This window comes from Burkholderia oklahomensis C6786, from assembly GCF_000959365.1.
Lineage (GTDB): Bacteria > Pseudomonadota > Gammaproteobacteria > Burkholderiales > Burkholderiaceae > Burkholderia > Burkholderia oklahomensis.
In genome coordinates, this window is record NZ_CP009556.1 from 490010 (window position 1) to 506680 (window position 16671).

The window sequence follows — 16671 nt, forward strand, 5'->3', positions numbered from 1 at the left end:
TGGTTCCTCCACTGGTACGGTCGCGCGTCATGCCGTCATCGAATCGGCAAGCGCGCCCGCTTCGGGCTGCATCGTGCGCGCGGCGTCGACGCGCGTGTCGTCGAGGCGCAGCAGCACGTAGCCGCGCGCATCGACCACCGCGAAGCGGCCGGTCGCGTACTCGACGACGCCGTCGGCCGACGACGCCGGCAGCCGCGCGAGCTTCGCGCTGCCGATCCGCCAGACGGCCGGCGCGTCGGATTGCGCCGCGCCCCATTCGGCGAGCAGTACGCGCAGCACGTGCTCGACGTGATTGACGGGCAGGCGCAGCTCGAGCGGAAACGGCAGCGTCCACAGGCTCAGCACCGCGGCGGGCGGCACGCGGCCGATCCGCACGATGCCGGCCGACGCGTCGTCGGGCACGCTCCAGTCGCCCGCCGGCAGCAGATCGCCGTTCCACGCGGCGTGAGGCGCGCTCGTCAGCCGCGGCGGTTCGGGCGTCGCGCCGGGCGGCCGCGCATATGCGGCGCCGATCTGCTCCGGCTCCGGCCGGTAGACGAGCGTCATGCTGAGCAGCTCGGTTTGCGTGCGCGCGTCGCTGCAGCGCACGTCGACGCACCAGACGTCGCCGATCATGTAGCCGGCCGCCTCGCTGCCGATCTCGACGGGCGCGCCGCCGTTCGGCACGTCGGGCAGCGCGTCGAGGCGCAGCACGACGTTCGTCATCTCGCTCAGGTCGCGCGGCTCGCCCGTCGGCGGCATCACCCAGTCGCCGACCGCGCACGCGTGCTCGAGCACGAGCGATGCGGGCAGCACCGCGCGGCCGTTGAAGCGAAACGCGTACGCGTATGGCGCGACCGCCGGATCGATCGCATAGCGGCCTTCGAAGCGCTTGAACGGCCGGAAGCGCAGCGGCTCGCCGACGTGATGCCGGCGCGTGACGAGCTCGCCGATGTTCGGCAGCTCGCGGATCGGCTGGAAACCCTTGATCTGCACGGGCGTCGGCGCGCGGCCGACCGCGCCCATGAACATCACTTCGCCGCTGCCCGGCGACGCGAGCTCGCGCAGCCAATGCCGCACGCCCTCGTCGACGTTCATCGGCGTGATGTAGCGCTGCGTGACCGAGAAGTTCGTGATCATTCCGACGCCTTCCCACGTCGGCCACACGAGCGTCTTCACGCCGCACGCGGGCGGAAGCACATGCTTGGCCGCCCAGAGGCCGAGGCGCGCGAGCGCTTCGTTCGCGGCCGCGTAGTCGGTCTCGCCCGTCATCCCGCCCCAGCGGCCCGTCAGCGAGCCGACGTTGCAGAACTGCACGAGCCGCGGTCGCGCGCGGACCGCATCGCACAGATTCGCGAAGCCGAGCACTTTCGTGCGGACCGTGCGCGCGAAGTCGTCGGCGCCCTTCTGGATCAGGCGCACCGGCTGGTCGACGCCCGCGTTGTGGATCACCATTCGCAGCGAATCGCCGAGCTCGTCGCACAGCGCGCGCACGGCCGCGCGGTCGGTCACGTCGCAGACCCGATAACGGACCGGCAGATCGAGCGCGGCCATCTCGTCGAGCGCGGCCTTCAGCTCGCGCCGCCGCTTGAGCCGCTGCAACGTCGCGCGGATCGCCTTCGGCGGGTTGTCGGGCGTCGCCGCGCGCAGCTGTTCGAGGCTGTATCGCTTGAAGCCTGCGTCGTCGAGCGCCATCCACGGCTCGCTGCCGTCGGGCGGCGCCTCGCGTCCCGTGACGATCACCGCGCAGCCGTGACGCTCGGCGAGCGCGCGCGCGCACAACAGGCCGATTCCGCGCGCGCCGCCCGAGAACAGCACGGTGTCGCCCGCTGTGAGCGTCGTGCGCGCATCCACGGCAAGCGGCGGCAGTTCATTGCGCCGCGCGTGCAGCGTGTAGCGCACGCCCCGCCGGTAGCCGACTTCGAAGAGGCCCCAGCGATAGAGCTCGTTGACGACGAGCCGGTCGACGCGGCCCGTCTCGTCGGGCGAGATGTCGAGCACGCGCACGTTGCAGTTCGGCAGCTCCTGCGGCAGCGTCTTCGCGAGTCCCGCCCACAGTCCGCCGAGCGGCTGCGCGCCCGCGGCGGCATCGCCGTAGCCCATCATTCCGTCCATCCACGTGAGCGCGACGTAGAAGAGCCGCGACGTGTCGTCCTCCGCCGCCCAGTCGCCGTAGCACGCCTTCAGCAGCTCGACCGTGCGTCGCATCGGCGCTTCCCACGCGCTCGCATCGTCGAGCGCGAACGGCGCTTCGAGCCCGAGATCGACGATGCCGTCGAGCGGGCCCGCTTCGTTGACGAACGTCCGCGCAGCCTCCGCATCATCGGCGTTCGCGGCGGGCGCGAACACCGACACCTTCGCGCACGTCCGCGCGAGCGCGGCCGCGATGCGCTCGACCGTGCCGCCGCGCCCGTTGACGAGCGCGATCCGCTTGCCGCTCAACGCGGGCGACGGCGCATCGGGCACCGGATCGACGGGCGCCGGCCGCCACGTGAAGCGCCATGCGGGCACGCCGCGGGCGCTCGCGTCGGCGGCGGCATCGCTCGGCGTCGCGAGCGACAGCCTCGCGGCGTCGGCGTGTTGCCGGGCCGCCGCACGCTCGTCGGCGACGGCGGCGCCGCTCGCGTGCGCGACATCGAGCGCTTGCGCCGATTCCGCCGCAGCGTCCGCCCCCGCCGCAGCGTCCGCCCCCGCCGCAGCGCTCGCGCCCGCCGCCGCCATCGGACACGCGGCGCCCGTCGGCTCGATCGTGTCGCCGAGCGGCCGCAGCGCGCGCGCGGCCTCGTGCTCGCGCACGCGCGCGAGATGACTCTGCTGACGCTCGCGCGGCTTCACGATCAGACGGATGCCGTGCATCGGCCGCAGCGAGATCGTCGCGCCGAGCTCGATCGGATGGCCGGGCAGCACGTTCAGATCGAAATGCTGCGCGATCACCGCAACGAGCACGCGCATCTGCAGCAGCGCGGTCTGGAAGCCGATGCACTTGCGCATCCCGCCGCCGAACGGGAAATAGACGAAGCGATGGCGGGCCGCCGCATCGCTCGCGAAGTTCTCCGGATCGAACGCGTCCGGATTGCGCCAGAACGCCGGATGACGATGCGTGACGTAAGGCGACATGAACACCGATGAGCGCGCCGGAATCCGGTAGCCGCCGATCTCGTCGTCTTCGACGAGATCGCGCGTGAAGCCCCAGATCGGCGGATAGACGCGCAGCACTTCGTCGACGACCTGCGACAGATACGGCAATTGTTCGAAGTCCTGCACGGTCGGCGCGCGCCCGCCGAGGCGCGCGTCGAGCTCATCGCGCAGCTGGCGCAGCACCGCCGGATGCTGCGCGAGCGCATACAGCGCCCACGCGAGGCCCGCGCCCGTCGTCTCGTGGCCCGCGAGAAACACGGTCATCACTTCGTCATGCACTTCCTGCTGCGTCATCGGCGCGCCGGTGTCGGGATCGCGCGCGTTCAGCAGCAGCGAGATCACGTCGCTCGGCTCGCAGCGTTCGTCGCGGTGATCGGCGATGATCTTCGCGATGATCGTGTCGATCGCGCGGCGCGCGTGCGCGATCCGGCGATTGAAGCGCGTCGGCGCCCAGCGCGGGATGAAGTCGTTCATGTTGCCCTGCGGCATCATCGCTTCGATCCCGAAGCGCACCGCCGGCCCCACCGCTTCCGCATGCGTCGACACGTCGGTGTTGAACACCATCAGCCCGAGCATCCGCAGGCTCAGGTGCATCATCTCCTCGACGACGTCCACCGCCTTGCCTGGCGGAAGCGCACTCCAGCGATGCGCGAGCGCGAGCGCCGCGTCGCCGACCGCGGCCGTGTGCGCGTCGACCTGCTTCTTGTGAAAGAGCGGCTGCACCGCGCGCCGATGCCGGCGCCAGAATTCGCCGTCGGTCGTCAGCAGGCCGTCGCCGAAGAACATCTTGAAGTTGTCGTAGAAACGCCCGCGCACGTAGTTGCGATGGTTCTCCTGCAGCACGTACTGGACGTGGTCCGGATGCGCGAGCGCATGCGTGATGAACGGGCCGAGCCGGTTGCGCGCGACGTCGCCGTATTGCTGGTGCAGGCGCAGCAGCATCGTGATCGGATTGCGCTTGTATGCGGCGAGATTGCCCATCACGAGGCTGCCGCGCGGCCCCGGCGCCTGACGGTGCTTGCTCATGCCGTCTCCCGATCGGTTGCGAGGCGCGCGGCGCGCGCGTCGACCTCGGCCTTCGTCGCGTACGCGCCCGTCGTCCGGTGCACGTAGCCGATCACGACGCCCGACACGTCGCTCATCTCCATCAGCATGCGGCCGTCGGGCCGCACCGCGGCGAAGCGGTTGCCATTGTGCGCGCCTTCGAGCGCGAACTCGCGGGGCGTCGCGTACAGGTCGATCCGGCGGTAGCGGCGTGCGAGTTCGCAGTCGTTGCCGCCTTCGTACAAATCGATCCGGCCGATCGACACCGGCGCGGCGAGCGGAATGTAATCGCCCGCGACATAGTTCAGCACCGCGACGCGCGCGAGGCCGTCGAGCATGATGCTCGGGACGACGAAACGCGAAAACACCGGATCGTCTGGGGCGACGCTCAGCTGATAGCGCGCGACCTTGCCCGACGCGGTGACGCCCGTATCGGCCGTCGACACGAACATGCCCGTCAGGCGCACGGGCGCCGATTCGAAATGGTATGGATCGGCGACCGGCGTGCGCGGCTCGTCCGGCCGCATCGGCCAGACGGGCGCGCTCGCGTAGCGCGGCGCGACGAGCGCCTTGATCTCGAAGTGCAGCTTGTCCTGCACGAGCACCTGCCCGTTCGGCGCGAGCACGTCGCCCGTGATCCGCACCTGCACGACCGCCGCATCGCCTTCGCGGCCGACGACCTGCGCGTGGATGCGCTTCGTGCTCGGCCGCTGCGCGTCGTACACGCGCAGGAAGTGGCGGAACGCGGCGTCGCGGAAGCCGACGACGCGCAGTCCCGGCAGCAGCTTCATCGCCGCTTCGGCCGCGAGCTCCGGCACGAACGTGCCGGGCAGCGTCGCGAAGCGATTCACGACGTGGTGCTGCAGGTAAGCATCGGTACGCAGGTCGAAGACGCGCTCGAACGTCACGCTGTCGCTCGTGCGGCGCACTTCGCGGCCAAGATAGAAATCGTGGCTCGGCGGCGGCGCGATGCGCTCGCGCGGCGGCGCCGGATGCGATCGCTGCGCCGGCTGCCCGGCGTGCGCGCCCGGCGCGGCCTGTACGTTCGGCGCGTAGCCCGGCGGTTGCACGGACCGTTCCGTCCGCGCGGCCGGCGCGGACTCGGGCGTCTCGAAGAACGTCGGCAGATGCGCTTCGATCGCGCGCCGCTCGGCCGCGCCGAGATGCACGGAACTCGCCGCGCGCTCGGTCAGATTGATCTCGCGCAGGAAGTGATGAATGCCCTCGTTGGTTCGCATGCTCGTGAAGAGCCCGCTCTTCTCGAGGAACGCGCGCGTGACGGGATTCGCGCCGAGGCCGACCGAGCGCCACAGCGTCCAGCCGATCGTGAACTCGTCGCGCGCGAGCGCCGCGCGATGATGGGCGGCCTGCGTGTTGAGGAAATCGTTGCCCGACGCGTAGTCGGTCTCGCCCGCCTGCCCGGTCAGGCCGATGAACGAGCCGAAGTTGCACCACGCGCGCGGCTGCGCGGCGCCGAACGCGTCGCGCACGTTCCAGTAGCCGCGAATCTTGATGTCGCGCACCGCGACGAAATCGTCGAACGACTTCACGTTGATCGACGCGGAGCGGTTCAGGCCCGCCGCGTTGACGACGAGATCGATCGGCTGGCCGGCCGCGACGATCTTGTCGACCGCCGCGCGCACGCTGCCCGCGTCGAGCACGTCGGCGCGCAGATAGAACACCTTGTTCGGGCCGCAGTACGACTTCATCACGTCGATGTTGCGGCGCGCGGCGCGCGCGTCGGCCTGGCGCTCGAACGCCTTGATGATCGCGGGCAACGGCAGATGCGGATTGAGCGCCTTCTGCTCGCGGATGTAGTCGGGACGACCTCGGGCGAACGCTTCGTCGCTGCCCGCGAACACATCGGGGCCGTACGTGTCGAGCCCGCTGCTGCCGATCAGATAGATCGTCGGCTGGAAGTGCTCGGCGACCGCCTTCATCAGCTCGGCCGTGATCCCGCGCGCGCCGCCGAATGCGACGACGACCGAATCGGGATCGAGCCGCGCGAAGCCGTCGGCGGGCAGCTCGCCCGCGTCGCGCGTCACGCGCGGCGTCAGACGCCGGCCGCCGCACAGCGCGACGACGGGCAGCAGATGCTGCGCGCCGCTCTCGCGCTCGGCCTGCGCGACGCCTTGCCGGATGTCCGCGTCGTCCGTCAGCACGACGAGCGAGCGCGCATGCGGCAGCTCGATCGCGAGCGCCTTCACGAGGCCCGTGAACATCCCCGCATCCGGATGCAGCACGTCGTCCTTCACCGCGTCGAGCAGCAGCGCGATGAACGAGCCCTGCTGCGCGACGCCGTCGTAGCACTGCTTGAGCGCGAGGAACGCGAGGTCGTGCAGCTTCAGCAGCCCGGGCGACGGCGCGGACAAACGATCCGGCTCGAGCGCGCTCGTGTGCAGCGACGTCAGCAGCCGCAGGTGACGCGCGCCCGCTGGAATCAATCCTTGCAGCGCGGCTTCGCCGAGCGTGTCGACGACGGCGAGCCGCGCGCGCGAGAACGTCGTCGCGCGAGTGGACAGCACGAGCAGATCGGCGGGCAGCATGCCGATGCCGTCGAGCAGCTCGGGCGCGTCGGTCACGACGACGCTGCCCGCGGGCAGATACGCGATCGCGCCCGCGCCGGCATGCCACGGCGTTTCCTGCAGATCGATCCGATATCGGGCGACGCCGAGCGGCTCGCCGTCGGCGGCGACGTCGGTCGCCTTCAGCGTGGCGGGGATCGGCACGCGCTTCTCGGTCGACGCGCCGGCGGCGGACGGCACGACAGGCGCCGGCGTTTCCGCCCGGACATCCGTCGCGATCGGCGCAACGGGCTGCGATGACGATGCGGATACCGAAGCAAATGCCGGCGGCGATGCCGAAAGGTGAGAAGAAACGGGAGCCGACGAAGACGGCGCCGAAGCCGCCGCCGACGTGCCGGGCGCATCCGGAACGGCATGCGTGCGCGTGCTTTCGCCGCTTGCCGGCGGCGCGTTGCGATCGATGCGCAAGCCGAAGCGCACCCGATCGCGATCGTTGCCGAACGCGACCGACGCGGCGTCCTCGCCGCCGACGAGCGCGCGCAGCACCGCGAGCGCGCCGTCGGCGCCGGCGTACGTGACTTCGCGGCCGTCGGCATCGCGCAGCGCGCGTTGCGGCGCGCAAGCGTCCGCGAACGCGCGGCCGCTCTCGACCCACGCGAGCACCGGCAGCCCGGCCGCGTCGGCCTGCGCTTTGGTCGTCACCGCGAACAGCACGATTCCTTCGGCGAGCAGCCGGTCGAACGCAGGCTGCACTTCGTCGGCCGAGTTGCCGTTGATGCCGCCGACGATCACCATGTCGAGCTCGCCGCTTCTCAGGAAGCGCGACGCGACTTCGAACGCGGCGAGCGTCGACGCGTGCCCGGCGTCGACCGTCATGTTCATCCCGTGCAGATCGTGATAGTTCGCGACGCGCGCGGGAATCACGTTCGGCATCATGCCGGGAAACGAGTTTTCGGTCGTCGGCGGCACGAGGCGCTTCGTCTTTTCGGCGACGCGCGCGAGCGCATCGTCTAGCGCCGGACGCGACGCGTCGTCGACGCTCGCGCGCACGGCGGTCGCGATGTCGTCGAGATAGCAGCGGCTCGCGTACAGCGCGGCGTTGCGCGTCGGCCCCATGTGGCCCATCACGACGCCGATCGCGTTCGCATGCGCGCCCCAGTAGTCGCGCAACTGCTCGCGCATGTCGTGCGCGGCGTCGAGCGCCATCAACTGGCAGCGGTCGAGCGCGCGCAGCACCGCGGGCGGCATCCGCACGCGATCGAAGCTCGGCAGCGGATACGTGAGGCCGAAGCTCGCGCCGGGCGCGGCGCCCGCGCCGTTCAGCCACGCGGCGATCGCGTCGCGGCCGCCGAGCCCGGGAAATTTCGCGGACCAGCCGACGATCGCGAGAGGCTCGCGATTGACGCGCGCGGCAGGCTTCGACGCGCGCAGGTCCGGCCGATGCTCGCCGACGATCAGATGGCCGTTCGTGCCGCCGAAGCCGAAGCCCGACACCGCGGCGACGCGCGCCGCATCGGTCTTGCGCGGCCAGTCGACGGCTTGCGTCGGAATCGTGAAGCCGCTCGCGCCGATGTCGAATTCTTGCGGCGGCTCGGAGAAACGATGCTGCGGCGGAATGCGGCCGTGCTCGAGCGCGAGCAGCACCTGGATCAGCGACACGACGCCCGCCGCCCAGCCGGTATGGCCGACGAGCGACTTGTTCGACGTCACGTACACCGGCCGGTCGCGCTTCGGCATGTCGCGCAGGCTCTGGAATTCGGCGAGATCGCCCGCGGGCGTGCCCGTCGCGTGCGCGACGACCCAGTCGACCGCGTCCTTCGGCACGTCGGTCTGCCGGTACGCGCGATCGATCGCGATGCTCTGGCCGGCCGAGTTCGGCGCGTAGATCGCCTTGCCCTTGCCGTCCGACGACGAGCCGAACGCCTTCAGCACGCCGAGCACGCGGTCGCCGTCGGCGAGCGCGCGCTTCAGGCGCTTCAGGATCACGACGCCCGCGCCGTCGGCGAACAGCACGCCGTCGCACGCCTTGTCGAGCGGCCGCACTTCGCCGCTCTTCGACAGCCCGTGCAGCTTCGAGAACAGGATCGAGCCGCGCGGCGCGAGCGCGAACGCGCCGCCGCACGCGACGACGTCGTGCTTGCCGGCGAGCAGGCTCTTGATGCCGAGGTCGACCGAATAGAGCGACGACGAGCACGCGGTGTCGACCATCATGTATTCGGCGTCGTCGGGCAGCACGCCGCGCATCGCATTCAGGCCGACGCGATGCGGGAAGAACTCGGACAGCTCGCCCGTGCCGCGTGCGTAACGCGCGCGCAGCACGGCGTCGATCTGCGCGATGCGGCGCTCGCGCTCGTCGGGCGGCGCGCCGGCTTCGCCGAGCGCGTCGCGCAGCCGCGCGCGCATCGCCGCGAGCACCATCCCTTCTTCGAGGTGCTGACTGCCGTCCGCCGTGTAGCCGACGAGAAACGACGTGCGGTCGCCCGCACGAACGCGCACGCCGTCGAGCGCCTGGCGCAACGAATGGCGCAGCCAGAGCGTCGTCAGCTCGTCGGGCGCGGCGGCCGCTTCGATCTCGGCGCGCAGGCGGGCCTCGGGCTCGAAGCGTTCGATGAACACCGAGCGCGACTGATAGCTCTTGTCCTCCGCCGACGGATCCGGCGAATAGAACGATCGGTAATCCCAACGATCGGGCGGCACGTTGCCGAACAGCTCGGGGCCGTTCAGCAGCGCCTGCCAGAACGCTTCCGGATCGCTCGCGCCGGGCAGCGCGACGCCCATGCCGACGACGGCGATTTCGTCGGCGTCGTCTTCGAGCGCGCCTTCGGCGCCGGGCGCGCCGGTTGCGTCGGCCGACACCGCGGGGCGTGCGCCGCGCGCGTTCGATGCGTTCGCATTCGCGTTCTCGTTCGCGAGCGCCGCCGCGACGGAGGAAGAAGGCAACGATGCGGCGATGCTCGCATCCGCCCGGGCCGAAGCGGCTGACGGCGCCGGGTAAGCCGCGTGCGCGCCGGATGCCGATGCGGCCGGCGCATGCGCCGCGGCTGAATCGGTCGACGGCGCGGGCACATGCGCGCTCATGGCATTTTGCGCGACCGCTGATGCGGCCACGGTTCCGGCAACGTCGGCACCGTGCTTCGCCGCGTGCGCGCCGAAGCCCGCATCATGCGGCGCGGCCGACGTAGCCGGCACAGCCGCGACGCCAGCGCTCGCCCGGCTCGAAAACGCGGTCGACAACGGCGCGGCATCGCCATTCGGCGCGGAGGAATCCGCCGCCGCGCGCCACTCGCGCCGCGGCGACAACGCCTCGCTGCACAGCGACAGTCCGCCGTCCGCGACGATCACCTGCCCGGTGATCCAGCGCGCCGCGTCCGACGCGAGGAACAGCACGACATCCGCGAGATCCTCGGCGGTCGCGAGGCGGCCGAGCGGCGTCGCCGCGATGCTCGAGCGCTTCGTGTTGTCGGGATCGGGAAACTGCGCGGCGACGTCGCCGTCGATCAGCGTCGACGACGCGCCGTTCACGCGAATCCCGAGGCTCGCGTACTCGACGGCCAGATAGCGCGTCAGCGATTCGAGCGCGGCCTTCGCGGTGCCGACGACGAGATAGTTCGCCGGTACGAGCGTCGAGCCGACCGACGACACGTTGACGATCGCGCCGCCGCCCGCGCGCGCCATCAGCCGCGCGGCGCGGCGCGCGCACCAGAACGCGCCTTTCAGATTGGTGTCGAGCGCGCGGTCGAAATGCGCGGCCTCGATGTCGTCGACGGGCAGCAGCGCACCCGACGCCGCGTTGTTGACGAGGATGTCGAGCTTGCCGTACTTCGCTTCGATTTCGTCGAACATCCGCTCGACCTGCGCCGGCTGCGCGACCGACGCGCGCACGACATCGACCGTCGCGCCGAGCGCACGCAACTCGGCCGCGGTCTCTTTCGACGCGTCGAGCGAATGAAAGAAATTGACGATGACATGCGCGCCTTGTTCGGCAAAGCGGCGGCAGATCGCCTTGCCGACATTCTTTGCCCCGCCCGTCACCAGAACCCGTTTCCCCTTCAGATAGGAATTCGACATAAATCGCAGTGGTCAGGATTACCAAACATTCGGACGAGACTTTCCGTCTGATCCGGCCCTCTCCTCTCGTTTTTCTCGTGGCGCGCGGTGCGTGCGCGGCGCTCAGCTCATGACGAGCGCCGCCGCCTTGCCCTGGTGCTCATGGACGAAGTCGACGATCTGCCCCATCGCCTTGAAGTCGCCGGCGCGGAAGTTCGCCGGCAGCGGCGGCAGCCCGTAGCGGGCGCTGATCCGCTGGATGATCTCGGTCTGCTTGACCGAGTCGATCCCGAGCTCCGCTTCGAGCTCGACCGTCTCGGTGAACACTTCGACCGGATACTCCATCGCCTCCGCGTAGATCGCGACGAGCTCGGTGAAGAGCCGGTCGCGCGGCACGGGCGCGGTCGGAGCCGCGGCGGGTGCGGCGGCCGCGACGGGCACGGCCGGTGCTTGTGCGGCGGGCGCGACGGGCGCGGCCGGTGCCTGCGCGACAGGCGCGGCCGGCGCGAAACCGGCCGCGCCGCCGCGTTCGGTCACGATTTGCGGCGCGGGCGTCGCCTGCAGCCCCCGCGCGTCGAAGTAACGCTTGAGCTCGCCCTTGATCTTGTCGACGATCCCCGGACCACTGTTGCGCCAGAACTCGTCGAAATCGAGTTGCAGATGGCTTGCGCGAATGTCGTCGTTCATGACACTACCCCCATTGAAATATGCGAGAACGTTCTCCAGGCCGCCGAGTTCGCCTCCCACGCTCGACACGCCCGAAAAGGTCTTGATGGCGCCGGGCCCCAGCGCGCGCACCGCGATCTTGCTGAGCGCGTTCAGCGCACCGCACTCGACGAGCGCGCCGATGCCGGCCGCTTTCAGTCTTGCGACCCCATCTCCGAACCGGACCGGCAGCACGAGATGGCGCGCGAGACACGCGCCGAGATCGTCGGCCGCCGCGTAATAGCGATTCAATATCGGTGAATAAACCGGATATTCGAGCGCTTTGTTTTTATAAGCTTTCAGACGTCGCCCGAATTCGATCCGCGCATTTTCCAGATCGTCGTGATGAAATGCGTAAGGCGAATTCAATATTTGCGCGGAGATATTATTCCGAGCGCAATAGGCCGAGAATTCATCGACGCATTCTTGCGCACCCGATACGACGGTCTGCGACGCATGATTTTCGACCGCGATCCGCACGCGCCCCTTGCGTTCTTCGGGCGCGCCGCTAAAGCACGCGGCGAGATGCGCGCGCACCGCGTCGGGCGACGCGGACACGGCCGCCATCCGGCCGTCGGCGGGCGCGGCCGCGCGCAACGCGTCGATCCGGTCGCAGACGATGTCGGCGCCTTCCTCGATCGAGAACGCACCGCCGCACACGAGCGCGGCGATCTCGCCGAAGCTGTGTCCGACGAGCACGTCGGGCCGCACCGCGTGCGCGCGCAGCGCCTCGAAGTACGAGACGGACGTCGCATAGATCGCGAGCTGCAGCAGGTCCGGCGCGTATTGCAGGAGGTCCTCGACGCCGATGTGCTCGTCCCGCAGCGTCGCGAGCAGCGGACGGCGCAGCCGCCGGACGGACACGGCATCGATGGCCTGCATCGCCTGCTGCACCACGGGATACGCGCCGCTCAACGCCCGCGTCGCGCCCGCATAGAATGCGCCTTGCCCGGGAAACAGAAATGCAACTTGCACCATGTGATTGCCTTTACCCACCACCAACGCCGAACGGCCCGATGTCGATCGGTCGAGAATTCGTCTCCTCAGCCTCCTGCTGAATATTTATTCGATTACGCATCGCGCCGGCGATATGCAATCCTTAAATCCAATAATGCATTGACGTAAAGTAACACGCGTGCTTACACACCTATGTTCGCCAAACTACATATCTTCTGAGCGCATTTACGCATCGAATAGGCATGACATCGCGCCGCGCCGATCCGAATCGAAAGTCAATTTCGCGGCACTGTTTGTTAAAAATGTTGAATTAAACGACTGAAAATCGATATTCACGCGCGGCGCCGCCGATTGGCGGCCGTCGCGATCGAATCGGCGCGCGCCGGCAGGCGTCCGCGTGCGCGATGCTCCCGCACGCGCCGCCGCGCCGCTCCACGAGCCCTGCGCCCGCCTTCGTGCCGCCTCCCCGCCGCATTCCGCGACATTCGAACCCTATTTCGCAACAATCCGGCGAAATTCACACGCGCCGGAACCTTGCCGACTCTGAAACCCGCGCGCCGGTATACTTGGATACTTTGCCTTTCCGCAGCCCCCCAACCCGCCGCCTCATGCTGACTTCCGTCCTCGTTCGACTCGTCGCCTGGTCGGTGCGGCGCCCTATCTGGGTCGTCGTGCTGTCGCTCGTCGTCGCCGCGCTCAGCAGCGTCTATGTCGCACACCATTTCAAGATCAACACCGACATCAGCAAGCTCGTCGAGAACGACCCGCAATGGGCCGCGCTCGGCAACGCGATCGACGGCGCGTTCCCGCAGCGCAGCCAGACGATCCTCGCCGTCGTCGAGGCGCCCGCGCCCGAATTCGCGACCGCCGCCGCCGATGCGCTCGCCGACGGCCTGCGCCGCGAAACCGAAGCGGGCCGCATCGGCCAGGTGTCCGAGCCCGGCGGCGGCCCGCTCTTCGAGCACAACGGCCTGCTGTTCCTGCCCGAACAGGACGTCGCGACGACGACCGCGCAGCTCGCGAGCGCGCGGCCGCTCATCAACGTGCTCGCGAAGGATCCGAGCATCACCGGCCTCGCGACGACGCTGTCGACGACGCTCGGCGTGCCGCTGCAGTCGGGCCAGGTCAAGCTGTCCGGGATGGCGAAGCTGCTCGCGCGCAGCGCGGCGACCGTCGACGACGTGCTGGCCGGCAAGCCGGCCGCGTTCTCGTGGCGCGCGCTCGTCGACGCCGACGCGGCCCGCGAGCCCGCGCGCGCGTTCGTGACCGTGCAGCCCGTCGTCAACTACGGCGCGCTGAAGGCGGGCGAGCAGACCTCCCGGACGATCCGCGCGACCGCGCAGGCGCTGCAGCTCGACAAGCGCTTCGGCGCCGTCGTGCGGCTGACGGGCGAGCAGCCGCTCGCCGACGAGGAGTTCGCATCGGTCGAAGACGGCGCGGCCGTCAACGGCATCGCGACGCTCGCGATCGTGCTCGTGATCCTGTGGGTCGCGCTGCGCTCGAAGCGGATGATCGCGTCGGTGTTCGTCACGCTGTTCGTCGGCCTCGTCGTCACGGCCGCGCTCGGGCTGATGATGGTGGGCTCGCTGAACATGATCTCGGTCGCGTTCATGGTGCTGTTCGTCGGCCTCGGCGTCGACTTCGCGATCCAGTACGGCGTGAAGTATCGCGAGGAGCGCAACCGCGATCCGAATCTCGAGCACGCGCTCGTCGGCGCCGCGCATGCGATGGGCATGCCGCTCACGCTCGCGACGGCGGCCGTCGCCGCGAGCTTCTTCTCGTTCCTGCCGACCGCGTACCGCGGCGTGTCGGAGCTCGGCCTGATCGCGGGCGTCGGGATGTTCGTCGCGCTCTTCACGACGATGACGCTGTTGCCCGCGCTCATCAGGCTGTTCGCGCCGCCCGGCGAGCGCAAGCCGCCCGGCTTTCCGCGCCTCGCGCCCGTCGACGACTATCTCGACCATCATCGCAAGCCGATCCTGATCGGCACGCTCGCCGTCGTGATCGGCGCGCTGCCGCTCCTCGCGCACCTGCGCTTCGACTTCAGCCCGCTGCATCTGAAGGACCCGGGCAGCGAATCGATGGCGACGCTGCTCGCGCTGAAGGATTCGCCGGAAGCGTCGATCAACGACGTGTCGATGCTCGCGCCGTCGCTCGCGGCCGCCGACGCCGCCGCGAAGCGTCTCGAAGCGCTGCCGGAAGTCGGCCGCACGACGACGCTGTCGACGTTCATCCCCGACGCGCAGCCGCCGAAGCTCGCGACGATCGCCGCGACCGCGCGCGAGCTGCTGCCCGCGCTCACGCAGCCGGCCGCGGCGCCCGTGCCCGACGCGCAGCGCGTCGCGGCATTGAAGCGCGCGTCGAACCTGCTCGAATACGCGTCCGAAGACTATCCGGGCCCGGGCGCGGCGGCCGCGAAGCATCTGTCCGAATCGCTCGCGAAGCTCGCCGCCGCCGACGGCGCGACGCGCGACCGCGCGGAACACGCGTTCTCCGCGCCGCTGAAGATCGCGCTGAACCAGCTCGCGATGCTGCTGCAGCCGTCGGAGATCACGCGCGAGAACCTGCCGCCGCAGATCGTGCGCGACTGGATCGCGCCGGACGGCCGCGCGCTCGTGCAGATTTCGCCGAAGGTGCCGAAGGGCGTCGATCCCGGCGACGACGCGATGCTGCGCCGCTTCGCGCAGGCCGTGAAGGCGGCGGAGCCGGGCGCGATCGGCGGCCCGATCTCGATCCTGCACTCGGCCGACACGATCATCCACGCGTTCCTGCAGGCGGCCGCGCTGTCGGTCGTGTCGATCACGGTGCTGCTGTGGATCACGCTGCGCCGCTTCGGCGACGTGCTGCGCACGCTCGTGCCGCTCCTCGTGTCGGGCGTCGTGACGCTCGAGCTGTGCGTGCTGTTCGGAATGCCGCTCAACTTCGCGAACATCATCGCGCTGCCGCTGATGCTCGGCGTCGGCGTCGCGTTCAAGGTGTATTTCGTGATGGCATGGCGCGCGGGCCAGACGGGCCTGCTGCAGTCGAGCCTCACGCACGCGGTGCTGTTCAGCGCCGCAACGACGGCCACCGCGTTCGGCAGCCTGTGGCTGTCGCATCATCCGGGCACGGCGAGCATGGGGCGCCTCCTCGCGCTCGCGCTGTCGTGCACGCTGATCGGCGCCGTCGTGTTCCAGCCCGTGCTGATGGGCAAGCCGCGCACGAAGCGCGTGACGAATCAATCGCAAGGAATCGATGAATAAGATGCGAATTACCGCGTCGGCGCTCGCCGCCTGCCTGCTCGCGAGCGGCTGCGCGACCGGCCCCAATCGCCACCCCGGCGACCCGCTCGAACCGATGAACCGCGCGGTCTTCAAGTTCAACGACGCGGTCGATTCGACGATCGCCGTGCCGATCGCGAAGGGCTATCAGAAGGTGACGCCGACGCCGCTGCGCACGGCGATCAGCAATTTCTTCTCGAACCTCGGCGATCTCGGCAACATCGCGAACAACCTGTTGCAGCTCCGGATCACCGACGCGACGCAGGACGTGATGCGCGTCGCGATGAACTCGGTGTTCGGCGTCGCCGGGCTGATCGACGTCGCGACGCTCGCCGGGCTGCCGAAGCACCACCAGGATTTCGGGCTCACGCTCGCACGCTGGGGCGTGCCGGCGGGCCCGTATCTGGTGCTGCCGGTCTTCGGGCCGAGCTCGTTCCGCGACGGCGTCGGCCGCGCGGTCGACGTCCGCTTCAATCTGCTGAACTACATCGAGCCCGCCGCGCGCAATCCGATGTATATCGCGCAATTCATCAGCGCGCGCTCGGATCTGCTCGCCGCAACCGACCTGCTGCAGCAGGCCGCGCTCGACAAGTACTCGTTCGTCCGTGACGCGTACGTGCAGCAGCGCCGCTCGCTCACGTATCACGGCAGGAGCGACGAGGAATCGCTGCCGAACTACAACGAACCCGGCGGCGAGCCGGCGGACGGCAAGGGAGGCAGCGCGCCGGGCGGCTTGCCGCAGTATGAGGATCCGGGCGACGGCGCAAGCGGGATGCCGTCGGGCGGCGCGCAAGGCGGCGGGCGTGAGCCGGCCGGGCTGCCGCAGTATCGGGATCCCGGCGATGCCCACGCGAGCGGCGGCGCGGCGGAGCCGGCGGCGGCGTCCGCTCCCGCGTCTGCTTCGGCGGCCGCGCCCGCATCGGCGGCTTCTTCCGCAGCGCCGGCATCCGCGCCGGACGCGAAGTCTCCGTCGACGACGAACTGACGCACGCCCCGCCCATCGACACAGCGGCCGT

5 protein-coding genes are annotated in these 16671 nt (G+C 69.9%); 2 read left to right on the forward strand and 3 right to left on the reverse strand.

All coding sequences use genetic code 11. The annotated features are described in order from the left end of the window. Positions 1-27: 27 nt before the first annotated feature. The 3 genes from BG90_RS20200 to BG90_RS20210 form a co-directional block, all read right to left on the reverse strand. Positions 28-4143: a cytochrome P450 gene (locus tag BG90_RS20200; RefSeq protein WP_045568373.1), complete on the reverse strand. Its 4116-nt coding sequence runs from the start codon at positions 4141-4143 to the stop codon at positions 28-30. Further along, positions 4140-10754, reverse strand: a complete 6615-nt coding sequence (locus BG90_RS20205; protein ID WP_010121017.1) for an SDR family oxidoreductase — start codon at positions 10752-10754, stop codon at positions 4140-4142. Before BG90_RS20205 ends, BG90_RS20200 begins: the two co-directional genes overlap by 4 nt. A gap of 102 nt (positions 10755-10856) precedes the next feature. Then, positions 10857-12416, reverse strand: coding sequence for an acyltransferase domain-containing protein (locus tag BG90_RS20210; protein ID WP_041281805.1), 1560 nt, complete (start codon positions 12414-12416; stop codon positions 10857-10859). A 587-nt stretch (positions 12417-13003) separates the two neighbouring features. Here BG90_RS20210 and hpnN point away from each other — a divergent pair. Together hpnN and BG90_RS20225 are read left to right on the forward strand one after the other, a co-directional pair. Then, positions 13004-15637, forward strand: coding sequence for a hopanoid transporter HpnN (gene hpnN / locus BG90_RS20220; protein WP_025990423.1), 2634 nt, complete (start codon positions 13004-13006; stop codon positions 15635-15637). 1 nt (position 15638) lies between these two features. Next, positions 15639-16640 carry an MlaA family lipoprotein gene (locus BG90_RS20225; protein WP_010121027.1) on the forward strand — a complete coding sequence of 334 codons (1002 nt, stop codon included), beginning with the start codon at positions 15639-15641 and terminating at the stop codon, positions 16638-16640. Positions 16641-16671 lie beyond the last annotated feature (31 nt).

Bases quoted from the DNA above. Each gene is read 5' to 3' on its own strand.
- BG90_RS20210 (WP_041281805.1), bottom strand. From the start codon at position 12,416: ATGGTGCAAGTTGCATTTCTGTTTCCCGGGCAAGGCGCATTCTATGCG.
- hpnN (WP_025990423.1), top strand. From the start codon at position 13,004: ATGCTGACTTCCGTCCTCGTTCGACTCGTCGCCTGGTCGGTGCGGCGC.
- BG90_RS20205 (WP_010121017.1), bottom strand. From the start codon at position 10,754: ATGTCGAATTCCTATCTGAAGGGGAAACGGGTTCTGGTGACGGGCGGG.
- BG90_RS20200 (WP_045568373.1), bottom strand. From the start codon at position 4,143: ATGAGCAAGCACCGTCAGGCGCCGGGGCCGCGCGGCAGCCTCGTGATG.
- BG90_RS20225 (WP_010121027.1), top strand. From the start codon at position 15,639: ATGCGAATTACCGCGTCGGCGCTCGCCGCCTGCCTGCTCGCGAGCGGC.